19 protein-coding genes are annotated in these 24,809 nt (G+C 61.5%); 3 read left to right on the top strand and 16 right to left on the bottom strand.

The window, feature by feature from the left end; genetic code table 11:
• Nucleotides 1-643 precede the first annotated feature (643 nt).
• The 7 genes from K0P33_RS18070 to K0P33_RS18040 form a co-directional block, all read right to left on the bottom strand.
• The gene (locus K0P33_RS18070) at nucleotides 644-2,284 is read right to left on the bottom strand and encodes a BatD family protein (RefSeq protein ID WP_242150226.1); all 1,641 of its coding nucleotides are present in this window, start codon (nucleotides 2,282-2,284) and stop codon (nucleotides 644-646) included.
• Nucleotides 2,281-4,020: a tetratricopeptide repeat protein gene (locus K0P33_RS18065; protein WP_094952758.1), complete on the bottom strand. Its 1,740-nt coding sequence runs from the start codon at nucleotides 4,018-4,020 to the stop codon at nucleotides 2,281-2,283. The genes K0P33_RS18070 and K0P33_RS18065 overlap by 4 nt, the downstream gene beginning before the upstream one ends.
• The gene (locus K0P33_RS18060) at nucleotides 4,017-5,105 is read right to left on the bottom strand and encodes a VWA domain-containing protein (protein ID WP_094952757.1); all 1,089 of its coding nucleotides are present in this window, start codon (nucleotides 5,103-5,105) and stop codon (nucleotides 4,017-4,019) included. The genes K0P33_RS18065 and K0P33_RS18060 overlap by 4 nt, the downstream gene beginning before the upstream one ends.
• A complete protein-coding gene (locus K0P33_RS18055; protein ID WP_094952756.1) occupies nucleotides 5,098-5,592 on the bottom strand; it encodes a DUF4381 domain-containing protein in 495 nt (164 codons plus the stop codon). The genes K0P33_RS18060 and K0P33_RS18055 overlap by 8 nt, the downstream gene beginning before the upstream one ends.
• Nucleotides 5,589-6,521 (bottom strand): DUF58 domain-containing protein, encoded by a 933-nt coding sequence (locus K0P33_RS18050; protein WP_094952755.1) that lies wholly within the window; start codon nucleotides 6,519-6,521, stop codon nucleotides 5,589-5,591. The genes K0P33_RS18055 and K0P33_RS18050 overlap by 4 nt, the downstream gene beginning before the upstream one ends.
• A 5-nt stretch (nucleotides 6,522-6,526) precedes the next feature.
• On the bottom strand, nucleotides 6,527-7,486 hold the full coding sequence (locus K0P33_RS18045) for a MoxR family ATPase (protein WP_017739127.1): 960 nt from the start codon (nucleotides 7,484-7,486) through the stop codon (nucleotides 6,527-6,529).
• A gap of 213 nt (nucleotides 7,487-7,699) precedes the next feature.
• Nucleotides 7,700-8,053 carry a hypothetical protein gene (locus tag K0P33_RS18040; RefSeq protein ID WP_242150206.1) on the bottom strand — a complete coding sequence of 118 codons (354 nt, stop codon included), beginning with the start codon at nucleotides 8,051-8,053 and terminating at the stop codon, nucleotides 7,700-7,702.
• A gap of 492 nt (nucleotides 8,054-8,545) precedes the next feature.
• Between K0P33_RS18040 and K0P33_RS18035 the strand changes: the two genes are divergently transcribed.
• Complete coding sequence (locus tag K0P33_RS18035; RefSeq protein WP_094952753.1) at nucleotides 8,546-13,414, top strand: NAD-glutamate dehydrogenase; 4,869 nt, start codon at nucleotides 8,546-8,548, stop codon at nucleotides 13,412-13,414.
• A gap of 127 nt (nucleotides 13,415-13,541) precedes the next feature.
• Here K0P33_RS18035 and K0P33_RS18030 read toward each other — a convergent pair whose 3' ends face one another.
• Nucleotides 13,542-14,366, bottom strand: coding sequence for a hypothetical protein (locus K0P33_RS18030; protein WP_242150202.1), 825 nt, complete (start codon nucleotides 14,364-14,366; stop codon nucleotides 13,542-13,544).
• A gap of 21 nt (nucleotides 14,367-14,387) precedes the next feature.
• Here K0P33_RS18030 and K0P33_RS18025 point away from each other — a divergent pair, with 21 nt between their 5' ends.
• On the top strand, nucleotides 14,388-14,966 hold the full coding sequence (locus tag K0P33_RS18025; protein WP_242150199.1) for a TIGR00730 family Rossman fold protein: 579 nt from the start codon (nucleotides 14,388-14,390) through the stop codon (nucleotides 14,964-14,966).
• A 31-nt stretch (nucleotides 14,967-14,997) separates the two neighbouring features.
• Here the strand turns inward: K0P33_RS18025 and K0P33_RS18020 are convergent, their stop codons facing one another.
• The 3 genes from K0P33_RS18020 to K0P33_RS18010 form a co-directional block, all read right to left on the bottom strand.
• Complete coding sequence (locus K0P33_RS18020; RefSeq protein WP_242150196.1) at nucleotides 14,998-15,684, bottom strand: GntR family transcriptional regulator; 687 nt, start codon at nucleotides 15,682-15,684, stop codon at nucleotides 14,998-15,000.
• A gap of 17 nt (nucleotides 15,685-15,701) precedes the next feature.
• Complete coding sequence (locus K0P33_RS18015) at nucleotides 15,702-16,403, bottom strand: FadR/GntR family transcriptional regulator (RefSeq protein ID WP_094952749.1); 702 nt, start codon at nucleotides 16,401-16,403, stop codon at nucleotides 15,702-15,704.
• 169 nt (nucleotides 16,404-16,572) lie between these two features.
• Nucleotides 16,573-17,898, bottom strand: a complete 1,326-nt coding sequence (locus tag K0P33_RS18010; RefSeq protein WP_176462990.1) for a C4-dicarboxylate transporter DctA — start codon at nucleotides 17,896-17,898, stop codon at nucleotides 16,573-16,575.
• A gap of 217 nt (nucleotides 17,899-18,115) precedes the next feature.
• Here K0P33_RS18010 and K0P33_RS18005 point away from each other — a divergent pair, with 217 nt between their 5' ends.
• Nucleotides 18,116-18,742 (top strand): DNA-3-methyladenine glycosylase I, encoded by a 627-nt coding sequence (locus tag K0P33_RS18005; protein ID WP_242150193.1) that lies wholly within the window; start codon nucleotides 18,116-18,118, stop codon nucleotides 18,740-18,742.
• Nucleotides 18,743-19,154: 412 nt separating this feature from the next.
• Here K0P33_RS18005 and K0P33_RS18000 read toward each other — a convergent pair whose 3' ends face one another.
• The 5 genes from K0P33_RS18000 to K0P33_RS17980 form a co-directional block, all read right to left on the bottom strand.
• A complete protein-coding gene (locus K0P33_RS18000; protein WP_094952746.1) occupies nucleotides 19,155-19,922 on the bottom strand; it encodes an SDR family oxidoreductase in 768 nt (255 codons plus the stop codon).
• A 37-nt stretch (nucleotides 19,923-19,959) separates the two neighbouring features.
• On the bottom strand, nucleotides 19,960-21,027 hold the full coding sequence (locus K0P33_RS17995) for a phosphotransferase family protein (RefSeq protein ID WP_242150191.1): 1,068 nt from the start codon (nucleotides 21,025-21,027) through the stop codon (nucleotides 19,960-19,962).
• Between the two features lie 130 nt (nucleotides 21,028-21,157).
• Complete coding sequence (locus K0P33_RS17990; RefSeq protein WP_242150189.1) at nucleotides 21,158-23,050, bottom strand: pilus assembly protein TadG-related protein; 1,893 nt, start codon at nucleotides 23,048-23,050, stop codon at nucleotides 21,158-21,160.
• 88 nt (nucleotides 23,051-23,138) lie between these two features.
• Nucleotides 23,139-24,092, bottom strand: a complete 954-nt coding sequence (locus K0P33_RS17985; protein ID WP_094952743.1) for a 2-hydroxyacid dehydrogenase — start codon at nucleotides 24,090-24,092, stop codon at nucleotides 23,139-23,141.
• Nucleotides 24,093-24,190: 98 nt separating this feature from the next.
• Complete coding sequence (locus tag K0P33_RS17980) at nucleotides 24,191-24,715, bottom strand: cysteine hydrolase family protein (protein WP_242150187.1); 525 nt, start codon at nucleotides 24,713-24,715, stop codon at nucleotides 24,191-24,193.
• Nucleotides 24,716-24,809 lie beyond the last annotated feature (94 nt).

Below are 24,809 nucleotides of genomic sequence, written 5' to 3'. Positions count from 1 at the left end.
GCCGAAGGATTGTCTAGGAAACTTCCCGCAAGTTAAAGAGATATGGATTGCTGGCCTTTAACAATGCATGTCGATCTGGAGTTTAGGTAGATTGAGTACATATCCGTTGCTGCGGTAACGGCTTCGTAGGGTTCCGCCCTTACGGCGGGTCACTTTTGGAAAAGAGCCCCAAAAGTAACCAAAAGGGCTCTTGCCCCACCACTCGGCACCTCGCCTAGGCTCGGTGTGCCCTCACGCAGGCTTTGGAGCGGGGGCCGCCGCCATGGGCCATCCTTGGCCCATCGCGGCTAAACCGGCGTCCTGCCGGTTTACCCCCGCTCCAAAGCCTGCGTTCGGCCAGCGTGGTTTAACGGGGCGCCTAAGATCAAGATCAAAAGCAAGAGCACGGCGGCCTAGTAGCCGACCTGAGTGGTTGAAGCAAAAGCAGGGCAAAAGCACAGCAGCACACTCTCTGTCTGATGTACCGAGATCCAACTGTGGGAGCGAGTTCGGCTGCCAGCACCGCAGTGCTCTGCTTTTCTGTGGGAGCTGGCTTGCCTGCGATAGCATCAACGGGTTATGCCTGACACACCAAGGTGCCTGCATCGCAGCGATCCGACAAGCCAGCTCCCACTTGGATTTTGTGGTGTCAGGTAGCTGAGGTTTACTTGGGATACAGCGGCGGCAAGCTGGTGGTATCGGTCGCCGGGTCGTGTTCGCGCTCGGCTATCGGGATGGCTTTGACCGCACGCCATAAGTCTTCGCCCAGCCAGAAATGGCCGCCTTCGCTGTAGAGCGCGCCGTTCAATCCGTCGAGAGCATCCGACAACGGCACAAACCGCGCCGCCATATCCGCTAGGGTTTCCGGCTGTTGCCGCGCCCAGGCATCCAGTGCCTGGCGTGTGGCTTGCGGGTCGTTGGCCTGGGTGGCGCGCTTGAGGTCGTCGAGCAGCGAGCGCGGGCTCGGGCCGGTTTGCGCGGTGCGCTGCACGGCGGGTTGGCGGCGCGCACGCCACCACAGGCCAAAGCCCAGCAGGGTGGTGCAGATGAAGATCAGTGTACTGAGTTGCCACAGCCACAGGCGGTCATCGTCCGGTGCTGTAATCACGGTCGGCGTGGCAGGCGTGTCCACCACCAGGCTCGGGTTGGTCGCCACTTGCAGGGTGTGGGCGGGCAGGCTGGTGCGTTCGAGGTGGTCTTCGTGGGTGTTCCACCACACCACTTCCACCGCCGGCAGTTCGACGGCGCCAGCGCGGGTCGGCACCAGCGCTTCGCGGTCTTCGCGGCTGCCGGTCAGGCCGTGGTCGTTGTTCTGGTTGGCGAGCACCGGTTGGTCGGGGTAGCGGCGCAGGCCGTTGATGTCGGTGCTGGGCAGGGCCGGCAGTTGCGCGCTGGACAAGCCTTCGGCCTTGACCGTGAGGCTGCGGGTCAGCGAGTCGCCGACTTGTACGTGCTCAGGCTCAGGGTTCCAGGCTTGCGTCAGGGTCAGGCTGCGGGCCGGTATCCAGGGGGCGTCAGCCGGGTACAGCGCCGGCTTGGGCTTGACGTTCAGCGACAGCTCGGCGGAGCTGACGTGAATCAGCTTGCCCGGCTTGGTGCCTTGCAGCGTGTTCTCCTGGGGTGGGCGCGATTCCACCAGCGTGGCGCTGAAGGTCTGCGCCGCAATCACCAAGGCGCCGCTGTGCTGCGGGTAGATCGCGTAGCGGGTCTCGATCACGCCGTGGCGAATGCTGTTGATGACTTTTTCGTAGGTGCGCGACTCGCCCAGTTGCTCGATGCGTGCATCGGGGATCTGCAACGGCGTGAGGCTGCTGTCGTCGTACAGCGACACCGAGTGGTACACGCGCACGGTCAACAAGGCCTGGGCCTGGACGTACACGCTGCTCTGGTCTAGGTTGGCTTCGATGAACACTGGCGCCAGCTCGGCGCTGGTGTTCTGGCTGGCGGTTTCGACCACTTGCAGGCTGATCGGCTGGGTCTTGAGTTCGCCCACTTGCAGCGGCGGAATCACCACCGTGCCGTTTTCCTTGGGCAACAGGGTGATGATCCAGCGCGTGGTGGCGTGGTTATCGCCGCCCAGGGTGGTGAGTTGGTTGATCTGGCGCGTGCCGCTGACTTCGAACTGCGCATCCAGGGGCGACAGGTCGGGTTTGCCGAACTGGGTGACGTCGCTGGATTCCACCGTCAGCTCCACCGTTTCCCCGGAATTGAGGCGGCTGCGGTCGACGCTGGCAACCAGGTTCGCCGCCTGGGCGTGGCCTGCCGTTAACGCGAGCAGGAGCAGAAGGGTGGTGCGGCGGCTCATCGAGTCTTGTCCTGATGTTGTTGCTGTTCGTACCAGAATTTGCGCCGCAGCAGTTCGCCAGGGTTGTCCGGGATCTCCTGCAGCCATTGCTCCAACGCTTGGCGATGCTCGCCGTCAATCCTGGCATCGGCGGGGCGCAGCGGCGGGGTGGTGGTTTGTTCATCACCCAGTTCGCTGCCCGGTACGTCGTTGCCGCCGGCTTTGGGCGTGCCGCCGGTTTGAGTATCGCCCGTGCCGGCCTCGCCCTGGCCTTGGGACGATTGTTCGCCGCCTGAAGCACTTTGCCCGCTTGTGCCCGGTTGCGCAGTTTGGCCGGGTTGGGTGGTTTCGTCATCCTCGTTTTTTTCGGGTTTGGCGGGGTCAGGCTGAGCGTGTTGCTGCATCAGGCTTTCCACCAAGGCTTTGTTTTTCAGCGCCGGTTGCAGGTCGGGCTGGGCTTCCAGCGCCTGTTCGTAGGCGTCGATGGCGGCTTCCAGTTCGCCGGACTTGGCCAGCGCATTGCCTCGATTGTAGTGGGAGTAGGCGTCGTTGCTCAGCGCAAAGCGCTTGATCGCCTCGGCGTAATTGCCCGCCTCATACAGGGCAACGCCTTGCCACTGCGGGTTCTCGAAGCGTTCGGCAGCCTCGGCCGGGCGCTTTTTCTTCAGCAGGTACTGGCCCTGCTGGTCGGGGCGCAGCCACAGGTCTTGAAACTCGAAGGCATAGCTGGGCTGCGGCGCGACCAACAGCAGCAATGGCAGGCAAAACAGCCAGCCGCGGCGCCCGGCGCAGGCGCCAAGCAGCAACAGCGGCAGGAGCAGCCAGTAACCCTGGTCGGCCCAGCTGTCGAGGTGCAACAGTTGGCCGTCGTTGCGCAGGGTTTGCGGGCCATCGAGCAGGTTGAGTTGGCGCAGGTCCTTGTCGTCCAGGCGCGCGGCGCGGTAGTGGCCGCCCATTTCGCTGGCGAAGGCCTTGAGGGTCGGGCTGTCGAGGCGTGGCACCAGGATCGCACCTTGTTCATCCTTGAGGAACTCGCCGCTTTCCTGGGTCACCGGCGTGCCTTCGCGGCTGCCGATGCCGAGGATCGACAAGGTCGGCGCCTGCGCGCCTTGCAACTGCAGGCGGATGCCTTGGCGTTCTTGTTTCGACAGGGACGAGCCGACCAGCAACAAGCGCCCTTGGCCGAGGCCGCCTTGCTTGAGTAAGCCCAGGGCTTTCTCCACGGCGAGGTCGGCGCGATGGCCGGGCACGGGCATGATCGAGGGGCGCAGGGCTTCGAGCAGGTTGCGGCTGGTGGCCAGGTCATCCGACAGCGGCACCAGGGTGTGGGCGCTGCCGGCATACACGACGATGGCGGTCGGTGCGTCGGCGCGCGCTTGCAGCAAGTCATACAGCTTGCGCCGTGCCTGCTCCAGGCGATTGGGCGGGCTGTCGGTGGCGAGCATTTCCGGGGTCAATTCCAGCAGCACCACCAGCGGGTCGGCGGGTTTCTGGCTGGACTGTTCAACCCTTTGCCAGCTTGGGCCCAGCAAGGCCAACACGGCCAGCAGCCAGGCGATGCCGAGCACCACCCACGGCGATTTGCTCTCGCGGCCGTTGCCACCACTGAGCAACACCGCATGAAAGGCGGGCGGCAGGATCATCTGCCAGCGCCCGGCGCGCTTTTGCCGGTGCCACAGCTGCCACAGCAGCCAGCCGAGCAGCGGCAACAGCAACAGCCACCAAGGACGGAACCAGTGCGGCCACAGGTCGATCATCGACGTCTCCGCAAACGCAGGCGTTTGAGGCGCTGGCGCCATTCAGGGTGCTGTTGCAGGAAATTGCCCTGGGTCGAGAGTTTATTAAAGAAGCGCTGCAGCGCGTTGTTGGGCCAGCGTTCCTGGATCACCACCAACATGCTCAGGACCAGCGCGAGGGCCAATGGCGCGCTGTACAGCGCCTGGGCCGGGCGGGCTTGGGTCGGTTGTTGGGCGACGGGCTCAAGCTGGTCGAGGGTTTCCTTGATCTTCTGCAATTCGTCGCCGTCACGGGCACGGAAGTACTGGCCGCCGGTGGCGTCGGCGATGGCTTTCAGCGCGGGCTCGTCCAGGTCCAGGCTCGGGTTGACGCCAAGAATGCCCAGCGAACCGGTTTGCTCTGGATCGGCACCAATGCCGATCGGGTAGATTTTTACCCCTTCTTCAGCGGCCAGGCGTGCGGCAGTCAGCGGGTCGATCTGCCCGGCGTTGTTGGCGCCGTCGGTGACCAGAATCAGCACGCGGCTTTGTGCCGGGCGCTGGCGCAGGCGTTTAAGGGCCAGGCCAATCGCATCGCCGATGGCGGTGTTCTTGCCGGCGATGCCGATGCGCGCTTCATCCAGCCAGGTGCGCACGGTGCGTCGGTCAAAGGTCAGCGGGGCTTGCAGGTAGGCCTGGCTGCCAAACAGGATCAGGCCGACGCGGTCGCCTTCACGGCTTTCCAGGAAGTCGCCGAGCAAGTGTTGCACCAGGCTCAGGCGGCTGACGTCTTCGTCCTGCCAGTGCATGTCGGGGAAGTCCATGGAGCCGGAGACGTCCACGGCGACCAATAAGTCGCGGCCGCTGGCGGCAATCGGTAGGGGTTCGCCGAGCCATTCCGGGCGGGCCGCAGCGGTGAGCAAGAGCAGCCACAGCACCACGAACGGTGCTTGTTGGCGCCAGCCCGGTAGGTTGATCCGCGCACGGCGGCGGGCCAGGCCTTCGAGGTCGGCGAGGTAGCTGACTTTCAGCGCGGGTTCGCCGCTGTCGGCCACCGGCAAGATAAGCCGCATCAACCAGGGCAATGGCAGCAGGGCGAAGATCCACGGCCAGGCGAACTCAAACATGTTTGCGAATCCAGGTGTCGACGGCTTGGGTCAGGCCGGCGATGGCTTTGTCGTCGAGTTTGCATTCGGGTTTGTAAGCGCCTTCTACCAGCACCATCCAGCGTGTGAGGCCGGCGGCCGGGCAGCGGTTGTCGAGGAACGCCAGCCATTTGCGCCCGTTGAGGGTATGGCTCTGGCTGTAGGGGTAGTCGTTGCGGCACAGGCGTTTGAGCAGGCCGTTGAGTTGCTGCAGCCAGGCGCCGGCGGGTGCGCCGTCGTAGGGTTTGGGCATCAAGGCCAGCTCGGCCAGGGCGGTGATGCGCAGCGGGTCCAGCGGTTGTTCGGCGCGAGCCACCGGGCGGCGCGTGGGCAGCAAGCGACGCAAGGACCACAAGCCCCAGCCGAGCAGCGGAACCACCAGCAGCAACAGCCACCAACCCGGCGCAGGCGGCCAGAAGCCGATGGCCGGTGGGGCGATCAGCGGTTGCAGTTGATCGAGGCTGCTCATTGCTTTTTAACCGGGCGTTGCGGGTTGAGGTATTCGCGCAGTTGCTCGACCATTTCGCTCTGAGTGCTTAACGGCATCAGCAGGATTCGCAGCTTCTGCGCGAGTAATTCCCAGCGGGCGATGCGGGCTTCGGCCTGGGCCTTGTAGGCTTGGCGCAAGTCGAAATTCAGTGTGTCCAGTTCCAGCTGCGCGCCGCGCTCGGCAAAACGCAACAGCCCCGCAGCAGGCAGGGCGTGGTCCAGCGGGTCGGAAATCGGCAACAGCAGCAGGTCGCAATGCCGCGACAGCAGGCTCAGCTGTTGCTCGGCACCTTCGGTCAGCGCGCGCTCATCGCAAATCACGATCACCAGGCTGCCAGGGCGCAGCACTTCACGGCCACGGCGCAGGGCCATGCCCAAGGCGTCGGCTTCGGGGCGGCTCTCGGTATTGAGGCTCTGGTTGACGCGCACCAGTCGGTTGAGCAGTTGCAGCAGGCTTTGCTTGCTGCGCCGGGGCTTGATTTCATAGTGCTCGTTGTCGCCAAACACCAGCCCGCCGACGCGGTCGTTGTGGCCCAGCGCCGCCCAACCGATCAGGCTGGCGGCTTGCGCGGCGAGCACCGACTTGAACATCTGGCCGGAGCCGAAAAACAGCCGGCAGCTTTGTTCAACCATGATGAAAATCGGCCGCTCGCGTTCTTCGTGGAACAGCTTGGTGTGCGGCTCCTGGGTGCGCGCCGTCACGCGCCAGTCGATGGTGCGCACGTCGTCCCCAGCCTGGTACACGCGCACCTGGTCAAAGTCGACACCGCGCCCGCGCAGCTTGGAATGGTGCAGGCCGATCAGCGGGCTGCGCTGGCTCGGCGTGGAAAACAGCTGCACTTCGCGCACGCGGTGGCGCATCTCAATCAATTCGCTGAGCGTGACGCGGATCCCATCGCTTGCATTCATGGGGTTCAAGCGACGGCAACGACGTCGAGAATGCGTTGCACCACGCGGTCCTGGTCGATGCCGGCGGCTTCGGCTTCGAACGACAGAATGATGCGATGGCGCAGCACGTCGAACAGCACCGCCTGGATATCTTCCGGGCTCACAAAGTCGCGACCGGCCAGCCAGGCGTGGGCGCGGGCGCAGCGGTCGAGGGCGATGGAACCGCGTGGGCTGGCGCCGTAGGCGATCCACTCGGCCATCTCCGGATCAAACTTGGCCGGGGTGCGCGTGGCCATGACCAGTTGCACGAGGTATTCCTCTACGGCGTCGGCCATGTACAAGCCGAGGATTTCCTTGCGTGCAGCAAAAATTGCCTGCTGGCTGACACGGCGCTCAGGCTTGGTTTCGCCGTTGAGCGCCTCGCCACGGGCTTGTTGCAGGATGCGCCGTTCGACGGCGGCGTCCGGGAAGCCGATTTTGACGTGCATCAGGAAACGGTCGAGCTGGGCTTCGGGCAGTGGGTAGGTGCCTTCCTGCTCGATGGGGTTTTGCGTGGCCATCACCAGAAACAGCGGCGACAACTCGTACGTGCTGCGCCCCACGCTGACCTGGCGCTCGGCCATGGCTTCGAGCAACGCCGACTGCACCTTGGCCGGCGCACGGTTGATTTCGTCCGCGAGCACCAAGTTGTGGAAGATCGGCCCTTGCTGGAACACGAAGCTGCCGGTTTCTGGGCGATAGATCTCGGTGCCGGTGATGTCGGCGGGCAACAGGTCGGGGGTGAACTGGATACGATGGAACTGCGCTTCGATGCCTTCGGCCAACTCTTTGATGGCTTTGGTCTTGGCCAGGCCCGGCGCACCTTCTACCAGCATGTGGCCGTCGGCGAGCAGCGCGATCAGCAGGCGATCGATGAGTTTTTCCTGGCCGAGAATCTGCGTAGAAAGAAAGGTTCGCAGCGCAAGCAGCGCTTCACGATGTTCCATCGATGACGGTTCCTGGAGAGATTGGCCGGGCATTGAGAAAAAAACGCCTGGCCTGGGGGGCTTACTTTAATGCATCGAGGGGTGCGGCGACTAACGGCGCGCGGGGTATTTTTAGGAAAACTTGTAGGAATTTTGTGTGTGCAGCACAAATTGTGCTGAAGGCTTGCCTTGCCCATGTGGGAGCTGGCTCCCACATTTGATCTGTGCGGCAGTTTAGATTCGGGTAAAGGTGCCGGTGCCCTTGAGAATGTTCTGCAAGGTCTCTTCAACTTTAGCCAAATCCGACGCGGCAGTGGCGTGGGTGATCTGCAGCTGATCCTTGCCACCCAACGCGTCGGCGTCCCCGGCGGCCAGTTCAACCAGCAGCGTCGTGTCACTCAGGGTGACCTTCAGCCCATCGAGGGTCGACGGCTCGTAGTCCCAGGTCAGTTCAACCTCATCTTCATCCGGGTAACGGGTGAGCATGAACATCTCGCCGTTTTTACCGTGGCAGCAGAGCATAGCCATGTTGTCTTCTTCGTCGTCGCACGGGGTGGCCATCAGTGCGTCAGTGTTCAGTTGCAGCATGGGAAATCCTGTCAGGGGGAGGGCGCAGCTCGGCAATTGTGCCATTGCGGCGAATTTTGTGCTGCATCATATGTCAGACCCAGTGCATGACCTGACGGGCAATACCAGTCATTTTCGGTACTCCCAGGCTTGAATATAGCCGGATTTTCTTCGGAAAAATCCAGGTTGCCCAAGTCGCAACCTCAAGCCTGCGTACCGATGACCGAATATGTCGCAGCATCGCAAGCAGCTGTCTTCCTACACTCGTTAAGCTGCGCAACGGATGTGCCCTGTGCCGGGAGCCTGACCTGCCCGTCGTACCGTCGCCTGGTAAGGTGCACTTCTTATGGAAGTTGTATGTGACCTGACTGTCTTGTCCAGCTTCACCCACCTGTCACCCTGATTCGTTTATGGTGCTTATTATCCGTACCGACGAACAGCGCTGACGGTCTCCCCGCAAGGGGATAACACGCGACGCTTCCATCAATAACAAGCCCAAGCGGAGTACCACAGATGGCGTTCTTCACCGCAGCCAGCAAGGCCGACTTCCAGCATCAACTGCAAGCGGCACTGGCGCAGCACATCAGTGAACAGGCACTGCCACAAGTGGCGCTGTTCGCTGAGCAATTCTTCGGCATTATTTCCCTGGACGAACTGACCCAACGTCGCCTTTCCGACCTGGCCGGTTGCACCTTGTCTGCTTGGCGCCTGCTTGAGCGCTTTGACCACAGCGCCCCGCAAGTGCGCGTTTACAACCCCGATTACGAACGTCATGGCTGGCAATCGACCCACACAGCGGTCGAAGTGCTGCACCATGACTTGCCCTTCCTGGTGGACTCGGTACGTACCGAGCTGAACCGTCGTGGCTACAGCATCCACACCCTGCAAACCACCGTGCTCAGCGTGCGCCGTGGCAAGAAGGGCGAGTTGCTGGAAATCCTGCCTAAAGGCACCCAGGGCGAAGGCGTCCAGCAAGAATCGCTGATGTACCTGGAAATCGACCGCTGCGCCAATGCCGCCGAACTGAACGTGCTGAGCAAAGAGCTTGAGCAAGTGCTGGGCGAAGTGCGCGTGGCCGTGTCCGATTTTGAACCGATGAAGGCCAAGGTCCAGGAGTTGCTGGACGGTATCGACGCCAGCCAGTTCAGCATCGACGGCGAAGAAAAAGCCGAGATCAAGAACTTCCTGGAGTGGCTGGTGGGCAACCACTTCACCTTCCTCGGCTATGAAGAGTTCGTGGTACGTGACGAGGCGGACGGCGGCCATATCGAATATGACGCCAGCTCCTTCCTCGGCCTGACCAAACTGCTGCGTGCCGGCCTTACCGCCGAAGACCTGCGCATCGAAGACTACGCCGTGGCCTACCTGCGTGAACCGACTGTGCTGTCGTTCGCCAAGGCCGCGCACCCAAGCCGCGTGCACCGCCCGGCTTATCCGGACTATGTGTCGATCCGTGAGATCAGCGCCGACGGCAAGGTCATCAAGGAACACCGCTTCATGGGCCTCTACACCTCCTCGGTGTACGGCGAAAGCGTGCGGGTGATCCCTTATATCCGTCGCAAGGTTGCGGAAATCGAACGCCGTTCGGGCTTCCAGGCCAAGGCTCACCTGGGCAAAGAGCTTGCTCAGGTGGTTGAAGTGCTGCCCCGTGATGACCTGTTCCAGACCCCGGTCGACGAGCTGTTCAGCACTGTGATGTCGATCGTGCAGATCCAGGAGCGCAACAAGATCCGCGTGTTCCTGCGCAAAGACCCGTACGGTCGTTTCTGCTACTGCCTGGCCTACGTGCCGCGCGACATCTATTCCACTGAAGTGCGCCAGAAGATCCAGCAAGTGCTGATGGATCGCCTGAAAGCCTCGGATTGCGAGTTCTGGACCTTCTTCTCTGAATCCGTGTTGGCCCGTGTACAGCTGATTCTGCGGGTTGACCCGAAGAACCGCCTGGACATCGACACGCTGCAACTGGAAAAAGAAGTGGTGCAGGCCTGCCGCAGCTGGCAGGACGACTACTCCAGTCTCGTCGTCGAAAGCTTCGGCGAAGCCCAAGGCACCAATGTGCTGGCAGACTTCCCGAAAGGCTTCCCGGCCGGTTACCGCGAGCGTTTTGCGGCGCATTCGGCTGTGGTCGACATGCAGCACCTCAACAGCCTGACCGAAGCCAACCCGCTGGTGATGAGTTTCTATCAGCCGCTGGGCCAGGTCTCCGGCCAGCGCGAGCTGCATTGCAAGCTCTACCACGCTGACACGCCGCTGGCACTGTCCGACGTGTTGCCGATCCTGGAAAACCTCGGCCTGCGTGTGCTGGGTGAATTCCCGTACCGCCTGCGCCGTGCCAATGGCCGTGAGTTCTGGATTCATGATTTCGCGTTCATCGCCGCCGAAGGCGTGAACCTGGACATCCAACAGCTCAACGACACTCTGCAAGACGCGTTCGTACACATCGTCCACGGCGATGCCGAAAACGATGCGTTCAACCGTTTGGTACTGACTGCCGGCCTGCCATGGCGCGACGTGGCGCTGCTGCGAGCCTACGCGCGTTACTTGAAGCAGATCCGCCTGGGCTTCGACCTCGGTTACATCGCCAGCACCCTGAACAACCACACCGACATCGCTCGCGAGCTGACCCGGTTGTTCAAGACGCGCTTCTACCTGGCGCGCAAGCTCACCGCCGATGACCTGGAAGACAAGCAGCAACGCCTGGAACAAGCGATTCTCACGGCCCTTGACGATGTTCAGGTGCTTAACGAAGACCGCATCCTGCGTCGCTACCTGGACCTGATCAAGGCCACCCTGCGCACCAACTTCTACCAGACCGACGCCAACGGCCAGAACAAGTCGTACTTCAGCTTCAAGTTCGACCCGCGCGCGATTCCTGAGCTGCCTAAGCCGGTGCCGAAGTTTGAAATTTTCGTCTACTCGCCGCGTGTTGAAGGCGTGCACCTGCGCTTTGGCAACGTCGCGCGTGGCGGCCTGCGTTGGTCCGACCGTGAAGAAGACTTCCGTACTGAAGTGCTTGGCTTGGTAAAAGCCCAGCAAGTGAAGAACTCGGTGATCGTGCCGGTGGGCGCCAAAGGCGGCTTCCTGCCGCGTCGCCTGCCATTGGGCGGCAGCCGGGACGAGATCGCGGCCGAGGGCATCGCCTGCTACCGCATCTTCATTTCCGGCCTGTTGGACATCACCGACAACCTCAAAGACGGCGCCCTGGTGCCTCCGGCCAACGTCGTGCGTCATGACGACGATGACCCGTACCTGGTAGTGGCAGCGGACAAGGGCACTGCGACCTTCTCCGACATCGCCAACGGCATCGCCATTGATTACGGCTTCTGGCTGGGCGATGCGTTCGCATCCGGTGGTTCCGCCGGTTACGACCACAAGAAAATGGGCATCACCGCCAAGGGCGCGTGGGTCGGTGTGCAGCGTCACTTCCGTGAGCGCGGCATCAACGTGCAGGAAGACAGCATCACTGTGGTGGGCGTCGGCGATATGGCCGGTGACGTGTTCGGTAACGGCTTGCTCATGTCCGACAAGCTGCAACTGGTCGCGGCCTTCAACCACCTGCACATCTTCATCGACCCGAACCCGAACCCGGCGACCAGCTTCGTTGAGCGTCAGCGCATGTTCGAGTTGCCGCGCTCGGCCTGGACCGACTACGACACCAGCATCATGTCCGAAGGCGGCGGTATCTTCTCGCGCAGCGCGAAGAGCATTGCCATTTCGCCACAAATGAAAGAACGCTTCGACATCCGGGCCGACAAGTTGACCCCGACCGAACTGCTGAACGCCTTGCTCAAGGCGCCGGTGGACCTGTTGTGGAACGGCGGCATCGGTACTTACGTCAAGGCCAGCACTGAAAGCCACGCCGACGTGGGCGACAAGGCCAACGACGCCCTGCGCGTCAACGGCAACGAGTTGCGCTGCAAGGTGGTGGGCGAGGGCGGTAACCTCGGCATGACCCAGCTGGGTCGTGTGGAATTCGGCCTCAATGGTGGCGGTTCCAACACCGACTTCATCGACAACGCCGGTGGTGTGGACTGCTCCGACCACGAAGTGAACATCAAGATCCTGCTCAACGAAGTGGTGCAGGCCGGTGACATGACCGACAAGCAGCGCAACCAGTTGCTGGCGAGCATGACCGATGAAGTCGGCAGCCTGGTGTTGGGCAACAACTACAAGCAGACCCAGGCCCTGTCCCTGGCCGCCCGCAAAGCTTACGAGCGTGCCGCTGAGTACAAGCGCCTGATGAGCGACCTGGAAGGCCGTGGCAAGCTGGACCGTGCCATCGAGTACCTGCCGACCGAGGAGCAGCTCACCGAGCGCGCTTCCACCGGCAAGGGCCTGACGCGTCCGGAGCTGTCGGTGTTGATCTCGTACAGCAAGATCGACCTCAAGGAAGCGCTGCTCAAGTCGCTGGTGCCGGATGATGACTACCTGACCCGTGACATGGAGACCGCGTTCCCACCGAGCCTGGTTGCCAAGTTCGGCGAAGCGATGCGCCGTCACCGCTTGAAGCGTGAGATCGTCAGCACCCAGATCGCCAACGACCTGGTCAACCACATGGGCATCACCTTCGTTCAACGGCTCAAAGAGTCGACCGGCATGAGCCCGGCGAACGTGGCCGGCGCTTATGTGATCGTGCGTGACATCTTCCATCTCCCGCACTGGTTCCGTCAGATCGAAGCCCTGGACCACCAGGTCTGCGCCGACGTGCAACTGGAGCTGATGGACGAGCTGATGCGCCTGGGCCGCCGTGCCACGCGCTGGTTCCTGCGCAGCCGTCGCAACGAGCAGGACGCTGGCCGCGACACCGCACACTTCGGTCCGCACCTGGCGGCGTTGGGCCTCAAGCTCGACGAACTGCTGGAAGGCCCGACCCGTGAAGGTTGGCAGACCCGCTACCTGGCTTACACCGAAGCGGGCGTACCGGAGTTGTTGGCGCGCATGGTTGCAGGCACGACTCACCTGTACACCTTGCTGCCGATCATCGAAGCCGCTGACGTGACCGGGCATGACGCCGCCGAAGTGGCCAAGGCCTACTTCGCCGTCGGCAGCGCCCTGGACTTGCCGTGGTACCTGCAGCAGATCAGCGATCTGCCGGTGGCCAACAACTGGCAAGCCGCGGCCCGCGAAGCCTTCCGCGACGACGTGGACTGGCAGCAACGGGCGATCACCATCTCGGTACTGCAAATGGCCGACGCGCCACAAGACATGGAAGCCCGCGTGGCCCTGTGGCTTGAGCAGCACCAGGACATGGCCGATCGCTGGCGCGCAATGATGGTGGAAATCCGTGCCGCCGTCGGCACGGACTACGCCATGTACGCGGTCGCCAACCGTGAGTTGCTGGACCTGGCGCTGAGTGGTCAGTCGGTGCTGCAACCGGCTTGATCAGGCAGTAAAACAAAAGCCCCCGTATCGTGAGATGCGGGGGCTTTTTGTTGGAACACGATTTATCAAACAACGGGGTCAACGGGGGGAGCAGGCAAGCCAGCTCCCACATTTTGATCTCAACAGGTTAGCGTGTAGCCGCGCCAGCAGGGCCCAGGCAAGGCTGGATGGCTTTCTTCAACCCGTTGTTGTTTGCTGGCAATAAGAACGATGCCGTCAGCGGCTTGCCGCCCTCAGTGGCGGGGGCCAACGAAAGTGTCAGGGTTTGCCCGCGCGAGGCATCGGTGGCCCAGTAGGCTAATTCCTCTCGCGGGACAGAGGTGCTGAGCTCAAAGACCAAACCCATCTGGAACATCCCGCCGTAATTCCAGACGCCACTGACCATGTGTTCGACGGCGGCGCGTGTGCCTGTCGTGATACTCAGTGGCCCATTTGCGCTGGCATCCTTGCCTTCAAATGGGTCGACGTCCCAGCCCAGTAATTGCGGGATGATCTCCAGCGACAGGCCAGCGTTTGGGTTCTGCGGGTGACAGCTGATCACAAGGTTAGCCTTCATATGGTGATCACCGTAAGCGCTGCCACCAAAGGTACGTGCGGCCAACATCGGGCCTTCTGGGTAGGGCCGTTCAAGCAACCACACAGGGTTCGCATCGGTGATGACATGAGTGTCGGTCGCGGCCTTCTCACCTGCTTGTGCAAAGGGAATGAACAAGGCAGCGATTAGCGTAAAGGTCAGGGCATGCATAGAGGTATTCACCGGCGTGTAAGGCTTTCTGGAGTGCCCGCATTGTGCGGATAGTTGGTCATCTGTGCTGTCAGTAAATACGCAAAAAACCTTTCTATCGTATAAACCCTGTTGTGCGATTACGTCATGTATGCGGTAGCCTGCCGTGAGCGGATAGGCCTGGTGCTGATTCATCAGCGTCGTTAAATGAGGGCTGTACTCCAACACAACCAGATCAAGCGAGGCTGTATGCGACTTTGTATTTTCTCAGGTTCAAGCCCGGGCCGGTTGCCGGTGTACTCGGAGATGGCGGCTCAACTGGGCCATGCGCTGGCCAAGGCGGGTATCGGTGTGGTCTACGGTGGTGCCTCGGTTGGCTTGATGGGCGCGGTGGCTGATGCCGCGCTGGCCAGTGGCGGTGAAGTGATCGGTGTGATGCCGGAGTTCCTGGCCGAGAAAGAACTGGCCCACACCGGCCTTCAAGACCTGCGGATCGTCAGCTCCATGCATGAGCGCAAGGCGCTGATGGCTGAGCTGTCCGACGGCTTTATCGCGTTGCCCGGCGGCATCGGTACGTTTGAAGAGTTGTTTGAGGTGTGGACCTGGGCGCAACTCGGGCAGCACGCAAAACCTTGCGCCTTGCTCAACATCAACGGTTTTTACGACGGCTTGGCCACGTTCCTCGACACGGTTGTCAGTGAGGCATTTCTAAAACCCGTGCACCGCGACATGCTCATCGTTGAACCGAACGTGGAGCGTTTGCTGGCCGCGGTGCTGAGTTATCAGGCGCCCAACGTGCCCAAGTGGATCAACCGAGAAGACACCTGAAGGTGCAAAAAAAACGACGCGGTGGTGACCGTCAGTTGAGTTTCAGCAGTTTCGCTTCCAGGTGATCCAGGTGCTGGGTCATCAGGCTGATCGCGCCAGTCACATCACGTTGCTCCAGCGCATCCACAATCGCCACATGCTCCTGCCACGCACAATACGTACAGGCTTGCGCCTCGTATTGGGCAATGATCAGCGAGGTCAGCGGCACCAGGCTGTTGAGGAACTGCGCCAAGGGCGCGTTACGTGCCATCGCGGCCAATTGCAGGTGAAACTCCCCGGACAGCCGAATTGCCGGGCCGCGTTGGTCGCGCTCGATGTACTCACGCTCTCGGGTGATCAGTTCGCGTAACTGGCGGATGTGCGTCGGCGTGGCCTGGGCACAGGCCAGCTGCACCACGGTGATTTCCGTCAGGCGCCGCGCTTCTAGAATCTGCCGTGTTTGCTGGGCATCCGGCGCTGCCACCTGAGCGCGTTGGTTGGGGCGCAGGATGATGACTTGTTGGTGAGACAGTTTTGCCAATACACGGCGAATAACACTGCGGCTGACACCAAAGGTTTCACCCAGGCCTTCTTCGGTAAACCGGCTGGAGGGCGCGATGCGTTGTTCGAGTATGGCGTCGAACAAGCGCGGGTAGATGTCATCCACCGAGGGCTTTTTGCCTGCCACCAGGCGCAGGGCAGGGAGGATGGGGTGGCGTTGCAGGGCGTGGGCGGTCATGGCCTGTCTCCAAAAATTCAGCTGCCCAGATGGTCGTCCGGGATGTTCAAGCGAATGCCCATGCGCAGGCCTTCCTGGAGGATGTGCCGACGCATCTCGGCACTGGCCAGGGCGCTGTTCTTGTTGCGGATAGCGCGCACCACGGCCTCGTTTTCCTGCAGGCGTTCCGCCAGGTGTTCGGGCGAGTTACGCAGCACCTGGGCGCTTTGCTTGAGGGCGTTGCTGGTCTGTTGCACCACGTTCTGGAAGATCGGGTTGGAGGTCAGCGCGAACAGTTCTTCGTGGAAACCGATGTAGGCGTTCATACCCGCTTCGGCGTCACCGGCATCCAGGGCTTCGCGCATGTCCATCAGGGTCAGGCGCAATTGGCCGACTTCCTTGCTGCTGATGGATTGGGCGACCAGGCCGACAATGAACGGCTCGAGGGTGTAGCGCAGTTGCAGGATGTCTTCCAGGCTGGCATCGGCCACGGCGTCACTGGATTGCGGTTCGCTGACGCTGGTTTCCAGCACCACTACACCTTTGCCGGGCATCGAGCGCACAAGGCCCAGGGTTTCCAGCACGATCACCGCTTCACGCAGGCTTGGGCGGCTGATGCCCATTTGTTCGGCCAGTTCACGCTGGCCGGGCAGCATTTCGCCACGCCGCCACTGGCCGCGCTTGAGTGCGGCGCGCAGTTTTTCTACGACTGAATTGACGACGGTTGAGGTGCTGATCACGTCTACGTCTCCTTGATAGTGCAAATACAATGGTGAGTCTTGTGACGATCCAGTGTGAGAGCTGGCTTGTCTGCGATGACTGACGGTCAGTCAACATCTCTATTGCTGACCCACCGTTATCGCAGGTAAGCCAACTCCCACAGTGGATCTGTGTTGTTTATGAAATCGCTTAAAACTCTTGATGCGCCGGCAGCACCGGCTTCTTGGCCTGGAAGGCATAGCCTTGTTGGCCGTCGAGCACCTTGTTGGCGCGCTGGATATCGATGTCTTTTTCCCAACGGGCAATGGCCACGGTGGCAACACAGTTGCCGATCAGGTTGGTCAATGCACGCCCTATACCCATGAACCAGTCCACCGCTAACACCAGCACCAGCCCGACCACCGGAATCGCCGGGATGGCGGTGAGGGTCGCGGCTAGAATCACCAGCGCCGAGCCCGGAATCCCGTGAGCGCCCTTGGAGGTAATCAGCGACACCAGCAGGATGGTCAGCAAGTCGGTCATCGACAGCGGGGTGCCGGTGGCGTTGGCGATAAACACGATGGCCAGGGTCAGGTAGATCGAGAAACCGTCGAGGTTGAATGAATACCCCGTCGGAATCACCAAGCCTACCGTTGAGCTGCCAATACCCAGGTGCTCGAGTTTACGCATGATCTGTGGCAGCACCGCATCGGATGAGGCGGTGCCCATCACGATCAGCAACTCTTCGCGCAGGTACTTGAGCAACGGCAACATGCGCAGGCCGGACAAGCGCATCACCAGGCCCAGCACCAGCCCGACAAAGGCAAAGCAGGTCAGGTAGAACAAGCCTACCAGGCTGCCCAGGTGTTGCAGCGAATCCAGGCCGTAGGTGCTGGTGGTGAAGGCGATGGCGCCGAACACGCCAATCGGCGCCAAGCGCACGATCATGCCCATGATGCGGAAGATCACGTGGCTCAGCTCGTTAATCAACCGCGAGATGCCCGAAGCGGCTTCGCCCACCAAGTTCAGCGCGCTGCCGAACAGCACTGAAAACAGCAGCACTTGCAGCACGTTGTTGTCGGCGAAGGCGCCGATTACCGAGTTGGGGATCAGGTCCATCAGGAACTGGCTGGTGCCACGGATATGTTGGCCCTTGTCAGCCAGTTCATTCAGGCCGGCGGAGGACAATTGCTCCAGGTGGATATTGGCGCCGGTGCCGATGCCGGTGCTGAAGGCCATGATCAGGCCGATCACCAGCGCAACAGTGGTCAGCACTTCAAAGTAGATCACCGACTTGAGGCCGATGCGCCCGACTTTCTTCAAGTCGCCGGCGCCGGAAATACCGCTGACCACCACGCAGAACACGATCAAGCCAATCAGCATCTTGATCAGCTTGATGAAGCCGTCACCCAGGGGTTTGAGTTGCGAGGAGAATTCGGGAAGGGCCAGGCCGCAGGCGATGCCGAGCATCAGGCCAATCACGACTTGCAGGAAAATCGAACGCGAGCACCATCTGAGCATGGGAGGGATCTCTATTCGGTGCCCTGGTGGTTCCAGGGCTTAATTGTTGTGGTCTTACCGGTAAGTCCAGTGCGTGGCCAGTCTACGCTGGGTTTTTTTGAAATCACAAGTAGATATTGAACGGTTGACAGGTTCCGGTCTGACCAGTTGGTCGGTAAGCGTGATGCTTGAGCGGTTGGTGGTTTGGAAATTTTTTCGCTTATCATCCGCGGCAAGATTGGCGAGGTGATCGATGGACAGACCAGGACTGACCACGCACGCAGGGCAGACGCATTGCGCCTGGCGCACAGCGGCGCCGGAATACCCGCGTTACCACGACCACGAGTGGGGCGTGCCGGTGGCGGATGATATCCAGCTGTACGAGAAGATTTGCCTGGAGGGGTTTCAGGCGGGCTTGGCCTGGATCACCATCTTGCGCAAGCGCGAGCAGTTCCGGGTGGCGTTTGAGGGCTTTGATTTTCGTCGTGTGGCGCGGTATGGCGAGGCGGACATTGAGCGGCTGATGCAGGACCCCGGCATCGTGCGCAATCGGGCGAAGATCGTGTCCACCATCAACAATGCGCGCAGGGCGTGTGAGCTGGTGGATGAAACTGGCTCGCTGGCGCGGTGGGTTTGGGCGTTTGAGCCTAGCGAGGAGGAGCGCCCGGCCGTGGTGGACATGGCTTATTGGACGGGTAATCCGACGTCACCGGCTTCGGTGCGTTTGTCGAAGGCCTTGAAGAAACGCGGCTGGACCTTTGTTGGCCCCACCACGATGTATGCGCTGATGCAGGCGATGGGGATGGTCAATGATCACTTGGACGGCTGTGCTTGCCGACCGCTGATCGAGCAACTGCGGCGGGAGTTCAAACGGCCCTGAGCCCTCGTACCCAGCACCATTCAAACGGTGGGAGTTGGCTTGCCTGCGATAGCGGTGGGGCAGCTCATGCATCTGTGTCTGATGTACCGCAATCGCAGGCAAGCCAGCTCCCACATTGACCTTGTGGTGTGGGGGTTACCGCGCAAGCGGCGTCAGCACCTCAGCTTTTTCATAAGACGATTCACCCACCTTGTAGGTTATCGCCTTTTTACCGCGCGGGAGAAGGCCGCATTGGCTTGGAGCGAGTCGGTGGCAACGTTGCCGACGCTCAAGCGTCGGGGATGAACTGTTTACGGCGGTGCGCGTGGAGTTCAGCGAGCAGGAACGGGTGGACCTGATCATGGCGGTGTCCAGCATCAGTGGCTGGAACCGCCTGGCGGTGAGTTTTCGTCGGCAACCGCCGAACGCTTGATCAGGACAGGAAACCGCCGTCCACATTCAGCGACACACCGGTGGTGTAGCTGGAGGCATCGCTGGCCAGGAACAGCACTGCGCCGGCCATTTCGCTGGGATCGGCCACGCGCTTGAGTGGGATCTGCGCCAGGGCCATCTTCAGGATCGAATCGTTCTTCACCAGCGCCGAGGCGAACTTGGTGTCGGTCAGGCCCGGCAGCAGGGCGTTGCAACGAATGCCGAACGCTGCGCATTCCTTGGCAAACACCTTGGTCATGTTGATCACCGCGGCCTTGGTCACCGAGTAGATGCCTTGGAACACGCCCGGGGAAATCCCGTTGATCGACGCCACGTTGATGATGCTGCCGCCGCCGTTCTCGCGCATCAGCTTGCCGGCTTCCACCGACATGAAGAAGTAGCCGCGAATGTTCACGTCCACGGTCTTCTGGAACGCGCCCAGGTCGGTGTCCAGCACGTTGCAAAATTGCGGGTTGGTCGCGGCGTTGTTGACCAGGATATCCAGGCGGCCGAACTGTTCACGGATGCCGGCGAACACCTGGGTGATCTGCTCCATTTCACCAATGTGGCACGCCACGGCGGTGGCTTTGCCGCCGTCGGCGATGATCGCATCCGCCACGTGCTGGCAGCCTTCCAGCTTACGGCTGGAGACGATCACGTGGGCGCCTTGCTGGGCCAGGAGTTTGGCGATGGCTTCACCGATACCGCGGCTGGCGCCGGACACAAAAGCAATCTTGCCGTCGAGGTCGAACAGGTGGGTCTTGGACATGTGGGGTTCCTTGTTCTTCAAGATAGAGTTCTTGCCGTCAGAGTGCGGATTTACCGATGACATTCAGGCTCATTTGCTCCAGCAGCTTGTTCATGTGGATGAACTGTGCAAAGCGTTTGTCCTGGGTCTGGCCGTGGAAGAAGCGGTAGTAGATCTGCTGCACGATGCCGGCCAGACGGAACAGGCCGTAGGTGTAGTAGAAGTCGAAATTGTCGATCTGAATGCCGGAGCGCTCTGCGTAGTAATCGACGAACTGGCGGCGGGTGAGCATGCCGGGGGCGTTGCTCGGCTGGCGGCGCATCAGTTGCACCGGGGCCGGGTCGGCGGCTTCGATCCAGTAGGCGAGGGTGTTGCCCAAATCCATCAGCGGGTCACCCAGGGTGGTCAGTTCCCAGTCCAGCACGCCGATGATCTGCATCGGGTTATTGGGGTCCAGGATCACATTGTCGAAGCGGTAGTCGTTGTGCACGATGCTGGAGGTCGGGTGGTCGGCCGGCATCTTGTCATTGAGCCAGGCGCGCACGGCTTCCCAGCTCGGGGCGTCGGGGGTCAGGGCTTTTTCGTAGCGGTCGCTCCAGCCGCGAATCTGCCGTTCTACGTAGCCTTCGGGCTTGCCCAAGTCGGCCAGGCCGCAGGCCGCGTAATCCACCTGATGCAGCTCGACGAACTTGTCGATAAAGCTTTTGCACAGTGCTTCGGTCTTGGTCGCGTCCAGGCCCAGTTCCGGCGGCAGGTCGGAACGCAGGATGATGCCGTTGACCCGCTCCATCACATAGAACTCGGCACCGATGACCGATTCATCGGTGCAATGCACGTAGGCTTTGGGGCAATAAGGAAAGCCGTCTTTAAGCTGGTTGAGAATGCGGTACTCGCGGCCCATGTCGTGGGCGGACTTGGCTTTGTGGCCAAAGGGCGGGCGGCGCAACACGAATTCCTGGCCCGGGTACTCCAGCAAGTAAGTCAGGTTGGACGCACCGCCAGGGAACTGGCTGATCTTGACCGTGCCATGCAGGCCCGGGATATGGGCCTTGAGGTAGGGATCGATGAGGCTGGCATCAAGTTCTTCGCCTGGGCGAATCTGGGTCGATTGGTCGTTAAGCGCCATGCTTATCCCTTCTGCTTATTCTAAAGGCCTTGGACTATTGGCTAATCTAATGCGCACCGCCGCCCAGCGACAAGGTCGGGGCGGCTTAATAGGTTAGCGTGTTGGATGATGATCAGCGGGCCTGATGTGCTCAAATCACCAGCATCGCCCGGCCACCGGGGTTGCAGGACAGGTTGGCACCGATTTCAACTTTTGCCAGGTCAATGCCAAGGCCGGCGAGCAGGTTGTTGACGATGGGGTCGAGCAGCGGGCCGAGCAGCCCGGCAATCAGCCCGCCCAGGGTCGAGAGCAAGCCGTTGAGCAGGCTTGTGACGATGCCCAGCACGACGCCCAACAGGCTGGCCATTTTCGGCGGGTGGTTGATCAGTTGGATGCCGGTGAGTGTTTCCCTCAGGCTGCTGACCACATTCGAGGCGGCGAACTGATAATACGTCGGTGGCTGATTCACCGCCGGCGGGTGGGTGTAGGTGTGTGCGCGTTGGGTCCGGGCCACACTGCTGTCGACGCGGATGCCCAGCCCGCCGGCCGCGAATGCCTGTCGGTCGCCACAGAGTCCCGTGCCGCGCTTGCAGGTCTTGGTGCCGATATCCACCACCGGGTACTCGTCGACTTGCAGTGTTTGGGTGGACGAGAACAGATTCTTGGGATCAACCTGGCCAATCATCGCGCGTAAGGCCGAGGTTTCACCGAGCACCGACAGTGCCTTGTTATCGCCGTCGCAACTGTAGCCGCTGACCTTGGCGCTGCCACCGGCGGCTTCCAGGGCAATGTCGAGTTTGTCGCCGATTTCAAGGCTGGTGACCAGGCAACAATTGGGGTCAAGCAGCCCCAACAGGCCGCCCAGCACGTCATTCAGCGCTTGCACCACGCCACCCAACACATTGTTGACCAGCGTGACGATGGGTAACTTCACCGAAATCAGGGTGCGCACTTGAGCGGTACGGACAAAGATGGGCTGTGTGGCGATGTTCTTCGGGTCGCCGATGCTTGAGAGCTGCGCCGGCTCGATCACTTTGGTGCTGACGGTGACGCCGATCAGCCCCAGCACATCCACCGGCAGTTCCACGGCGACCGCGCTGGCCTTGTTCGACAGCTGCACGAAGCCCTGAATCAGGTTGAACAGTTGCAGCTTCACATCCAGCGCACTTTTGTCCGTGCCGTTCTGGATGTTGATCAGGTCGCCCAAGTGCAGGATCTGCGTGCCCGGCGCGATCAGTTTGATGGCTTCCAGGTTGTTGATCACCACCTTGACCGCGTCACCGCCCAGCTTGAGTACATCGATGGCGGCCTGGATCAACTGGCCGACGGTGGCGTCGGTCTTGAGCAACTGGTCGTAGTTGCCGGCGCTGACGTTCAAGCGGATGGCCAAGGCATCCAGGTACTTGAGCAAGCTGATATTGGTGTTGATCAAGCCGTTCCAGCCCACCGCGTCGAGTTGCAACGTGCCGCCCAGCAAGCCGCCGATCAGGGCGTTGAGGGCGACGGACTTGGTGCTGTCCACGGTCAGCAAAGTGCTGCGCACGGTGAGTGATGCCACCGTCGGAGTCGGCGCGGCGGCGACCGCCGTGGCGCTCAAGAGCGTCATCATGGTGATGGGTTTAGCCGAGAACAGCATGAGCAAGCCATGGGCGAGGCTGGTGTGCACACGGTGGGTGGCAATCACCCGGATGGCATCGGTTTTGGCGGGGTCGGCGCTGAAGGTGCGCATAAAGTCCGCACCGGTGGCCAGGGTGCCGCAGGCGACAGCCAATGTGCGATTGGCGTCGACCTTGAAGGCGTTGCGCGCTGCGCTTTCAGTCGCAAACTGCGTGGCATTGTTAGTCGGCGCCGCGCACTTGCCGCTGCGGCTCACCGCTTCCAGCGCCGCCGTATCGGCCACGCGCTGCAACTTGCGCTTCTCCAGGTACAAGCGGCCGCTGTCGACCACCAGCAACATAAACAACAGCGCGATCCCAAGGGTAACCGCGCCGATCAAGCCGATGGCCCCGCGTTGGCGGGCCGGGCCGAGTCCATGGCCAAACATTCTGCGTTCCTTCGCCGGTCATGCACCGACGTCCTGAGCATACCCGCAGAGCAGTGTAGTCAGGTTTCGCGTCGGTGCTGGCTAAACGCTATTGTTTGCGTGGCGGCAGGTTTACGGGTGTAAGCACGGGCCGACCGGCGAAATACTCCACCAAGTTGTCAGCCACGCGCTGCACGGTGTCGTGGGCGGCTTCCGGCGACAGGCCGGCGACATGCGAGGTGAGCACGGTATTGCTCAGGCGCTTGAGGGCGTCGGGCACTTTGGGTTCGTCGTCGAACACGTCCAGCGCTGCACCGCCGATACGCCGTTGCTCAAGAGCTGCCACCAGATCGTCGGTCACCACCACACTGCCGCGCCCTATGTTCACCAGGTAGCCGTTCGGCCCCAGCGCGTCCAAGGCGTGGCGATCAATCAGGTGACGGGTGCTCGCACCGCCGGGCGTGGCCAGTATCAGAAAATCCGAGGTGCGCGCCAATTCCACGGCGGTGGCGCAGTAGGTGTAGTCCACATCATCGCGGGGCTGGCGGTTGTGATAACTCACCTCCATGCCGAAGCCCAGGGCCGCACGCTTGGCGATCTCGATGCCCACCGCGCCGAGCCCCAGAATGCCCAGTTGCTTGCCGCCCAGGGAAGGGCGCATCACCTTTGGCCACTCGCTGCGCCGCACGGCCGCGTCGTTCTGGGGAATACCGCGCACCAGTGACAGCAGCAACGCCATGGCGTGGTCGGCCACCGACGGCGCATTCACCCCGGCGCCGTTGGTCACCACGATCCCACGGTTGCTCGCCGCCTGCAGGTCCACATGCTCGTAGCCGGCACCGATCACGCAGATGATCTCCAGCAGCGGCAGTGCGGCGATTTCCTCGGCATACAGCCCCAGCGGGCCACGGGTCAGCACCGCCTTGATCTGCCCACCGTGGGCCTTGATCGCCTGGGCGCGTTCCGCCGGCGTCGGCGCCAGAATCACATGAAAATCATTGCTCTCGATGATTTGCAGGTATTCGTTGATGGTTTCAACCAGGACCAGAACAGTGGTGGTCATCGGAAGGCTCTTCCTGAAGGGTTTGAGAGGATGAGTATGCGGGATTTGTAAGACGGAACGTTTTGTTCAGTCGTAAAAATCCCGCAGAGGGTCGTTAGTTAGAACTCAATACTTCGCGCTGTCACCCGCTTCGCAAACGCCCCCGCCAGGGTCGCATTGTGATGCGCGATGATTGCCTCGGCCGACAGCAGCGGGGTGTCCATGCAGGTATGGCCATCCTCCGGCAATATGACCGAAAACCCAAGTTCCACGGCTACTCGGCAAGTGGTGTCGACACAGAACTGCGTTTTCATCCCCACAATCACCAATTCATCGACCTGCTTCGCCGCCAATTGCTGCGCCAAATCAGTGCCCCAAAAGCAGCTGGGGCGGGTTTTATTGAACAGATGGTCGCGTGCCGCGTCGACATTCAGCCCCGGCCACAGCTGCCAGAGAGGGCTGCCAGCTTCAATCGGTGAACCTGCCGGGCCGGTGTGGCGGGCCACGAAGATCGGCGCGTTGGCTGTGCGGGCGCGCTGGATCAGTTGGTTGATGGTACCCAGCACGCGCTCGCGTTCGAAGGGTTTGTCCGGCCCATCGTATAAACCGTTTTGCATATCGATGATCAGCAGGGCGTTTGCCATGGTCTTGCTCCTTGCAGTGGCCAGGTGGCGGGGCAATAAAAAGGCCCCGTCCATTGCTGGCGGGGCCTTGGGTTGTATCCGGGATGTTTCTAGC

The organism is Pseudomonas sp. ArH3a (assembly GCF_022648765.1).
GTDB lineage: Bacteria > Pseudomonadota > Gammaproteobacteria > Pseudomonadales > Pseudomonadaceae > Aquipseudomonas.
Note: the sequence above shows the minus strand (reverse complement) of the source record. Positions and strands in the feature narration are given on the sequence as shown.

Bases quoted from the DNA above. Each gene is read 5' to 3' on its own strand.
- K0P33_RS18070 (WP_242150226.1), bottom strand. From the start codon at position 2,284: ATGAGCCGCCGCACCACCCTTCTGCTCCTGCTCGCGTTAACGGCAGGC.
- K0P33_RS18065 (WP_094952758.1), bottom strand. From the start codon at position 4,020: ATGATCGACCTGTGGCCGCACTGGTTCCGTCCTTGGTGGCTGTTGCTG.
- K0P33_RS18060 (WP_094952757.1), bottom strand. From the start codon at position 5,105: ATGTTTGAGTTCGCCTGGCCGTGGATCTTCGCCCTGCTGCCATTGCCC.
- K0P33_RS18055 (WP_094952756.1), bottom strand. From the start codon at position 5,592: ATGAGCAGCCTCGATCAACTGCAACCGCTGATCGCCCCACCGGCCATC.
- K0P33_RS18050 (WP_094952755.1), bottom strand. From the start codon at position 6,521: ATGAATGCAAGCGATGGGATCCGCGTCACGCTCAGCGAATTGATTGAG.
- K0P33_RS18045 (WP_017739127.1), bottom strand. From the start codon at position 7,486: ATGGAACATCGTGAAGCGCTGCTTGCGCTGCGAACCTTTCTTTCTACG.
- K0P33_RS18040 (WP_242150206.1), bottom strand. From the start codon at position 8,053: ATGCTGCAACTGAACACTGACGCACTGATGGCCACCCCGTGCGACGAC.
- K0P33_RS18035 (WP_094952753.1), top strand. From the start codon at position 8,546: ATGGCGTTCTTCACCGCAGCCAGCAAGGCCGACTTCCAGCATCAACTG.
- K0P33_RS18025 (WP_242150199.1), top strand. From the start codon at position 14,388: ATGCGACTTTGTATTTTCTCAGGTTCAAGCCCGGGCCGGTTGCCGGTG.
- K0P33_RS18020 (WP_242150196.1), bottom strand. From the start codon at position 15,684: ATGACCGCCCACGCCCTGCAACGCCACCCCATCCTCCCTGCCCTGCGC.
- K0P33_RS18005 (WP_242150193.1), top strand. From the start codon at position 18,116: ATGGACAGACCAGGACTGACCACGCACGCAGGGCAGACGCATTGCGCC.
- K0P33_RS18000 (WP_094952746.1), bottom strand. From the start codon at position 19,922: ATGTCCAAGACCCACCTGTTCGACCTCGACGGCAAGATTGCTTTTGTG.
- K0P33_RS17995 (WP_242150191.1), bottom strand. From the start codon at position 21,027: ATGGCGCTTAACGACCAATCGACCCAGATTCGCCCAGGCGAAGAACTT.
- K0P33_RS17990 (WP_242150189.1), bottom strand. From the start codon at position 23,050: ATGTTTGGCCATGGACTCGGCCCGGCCCGCCAACGCGGGGCCATCGGC.
- K0P33_RS17985 (WP_094952743.1), bottom strand. From the start codon at position 24,092: ATGACCACCACTGTTCTGGTCCTGGTTGAAACCATCAACGAATACCTG.
- K0P33_RS17980 (WP_242150187.1), bottom strand. From the start codon at position 24,715: ATGGCAAACGCCCTGCTGATCATCGATATGCAAAACGGTTTATACGAT.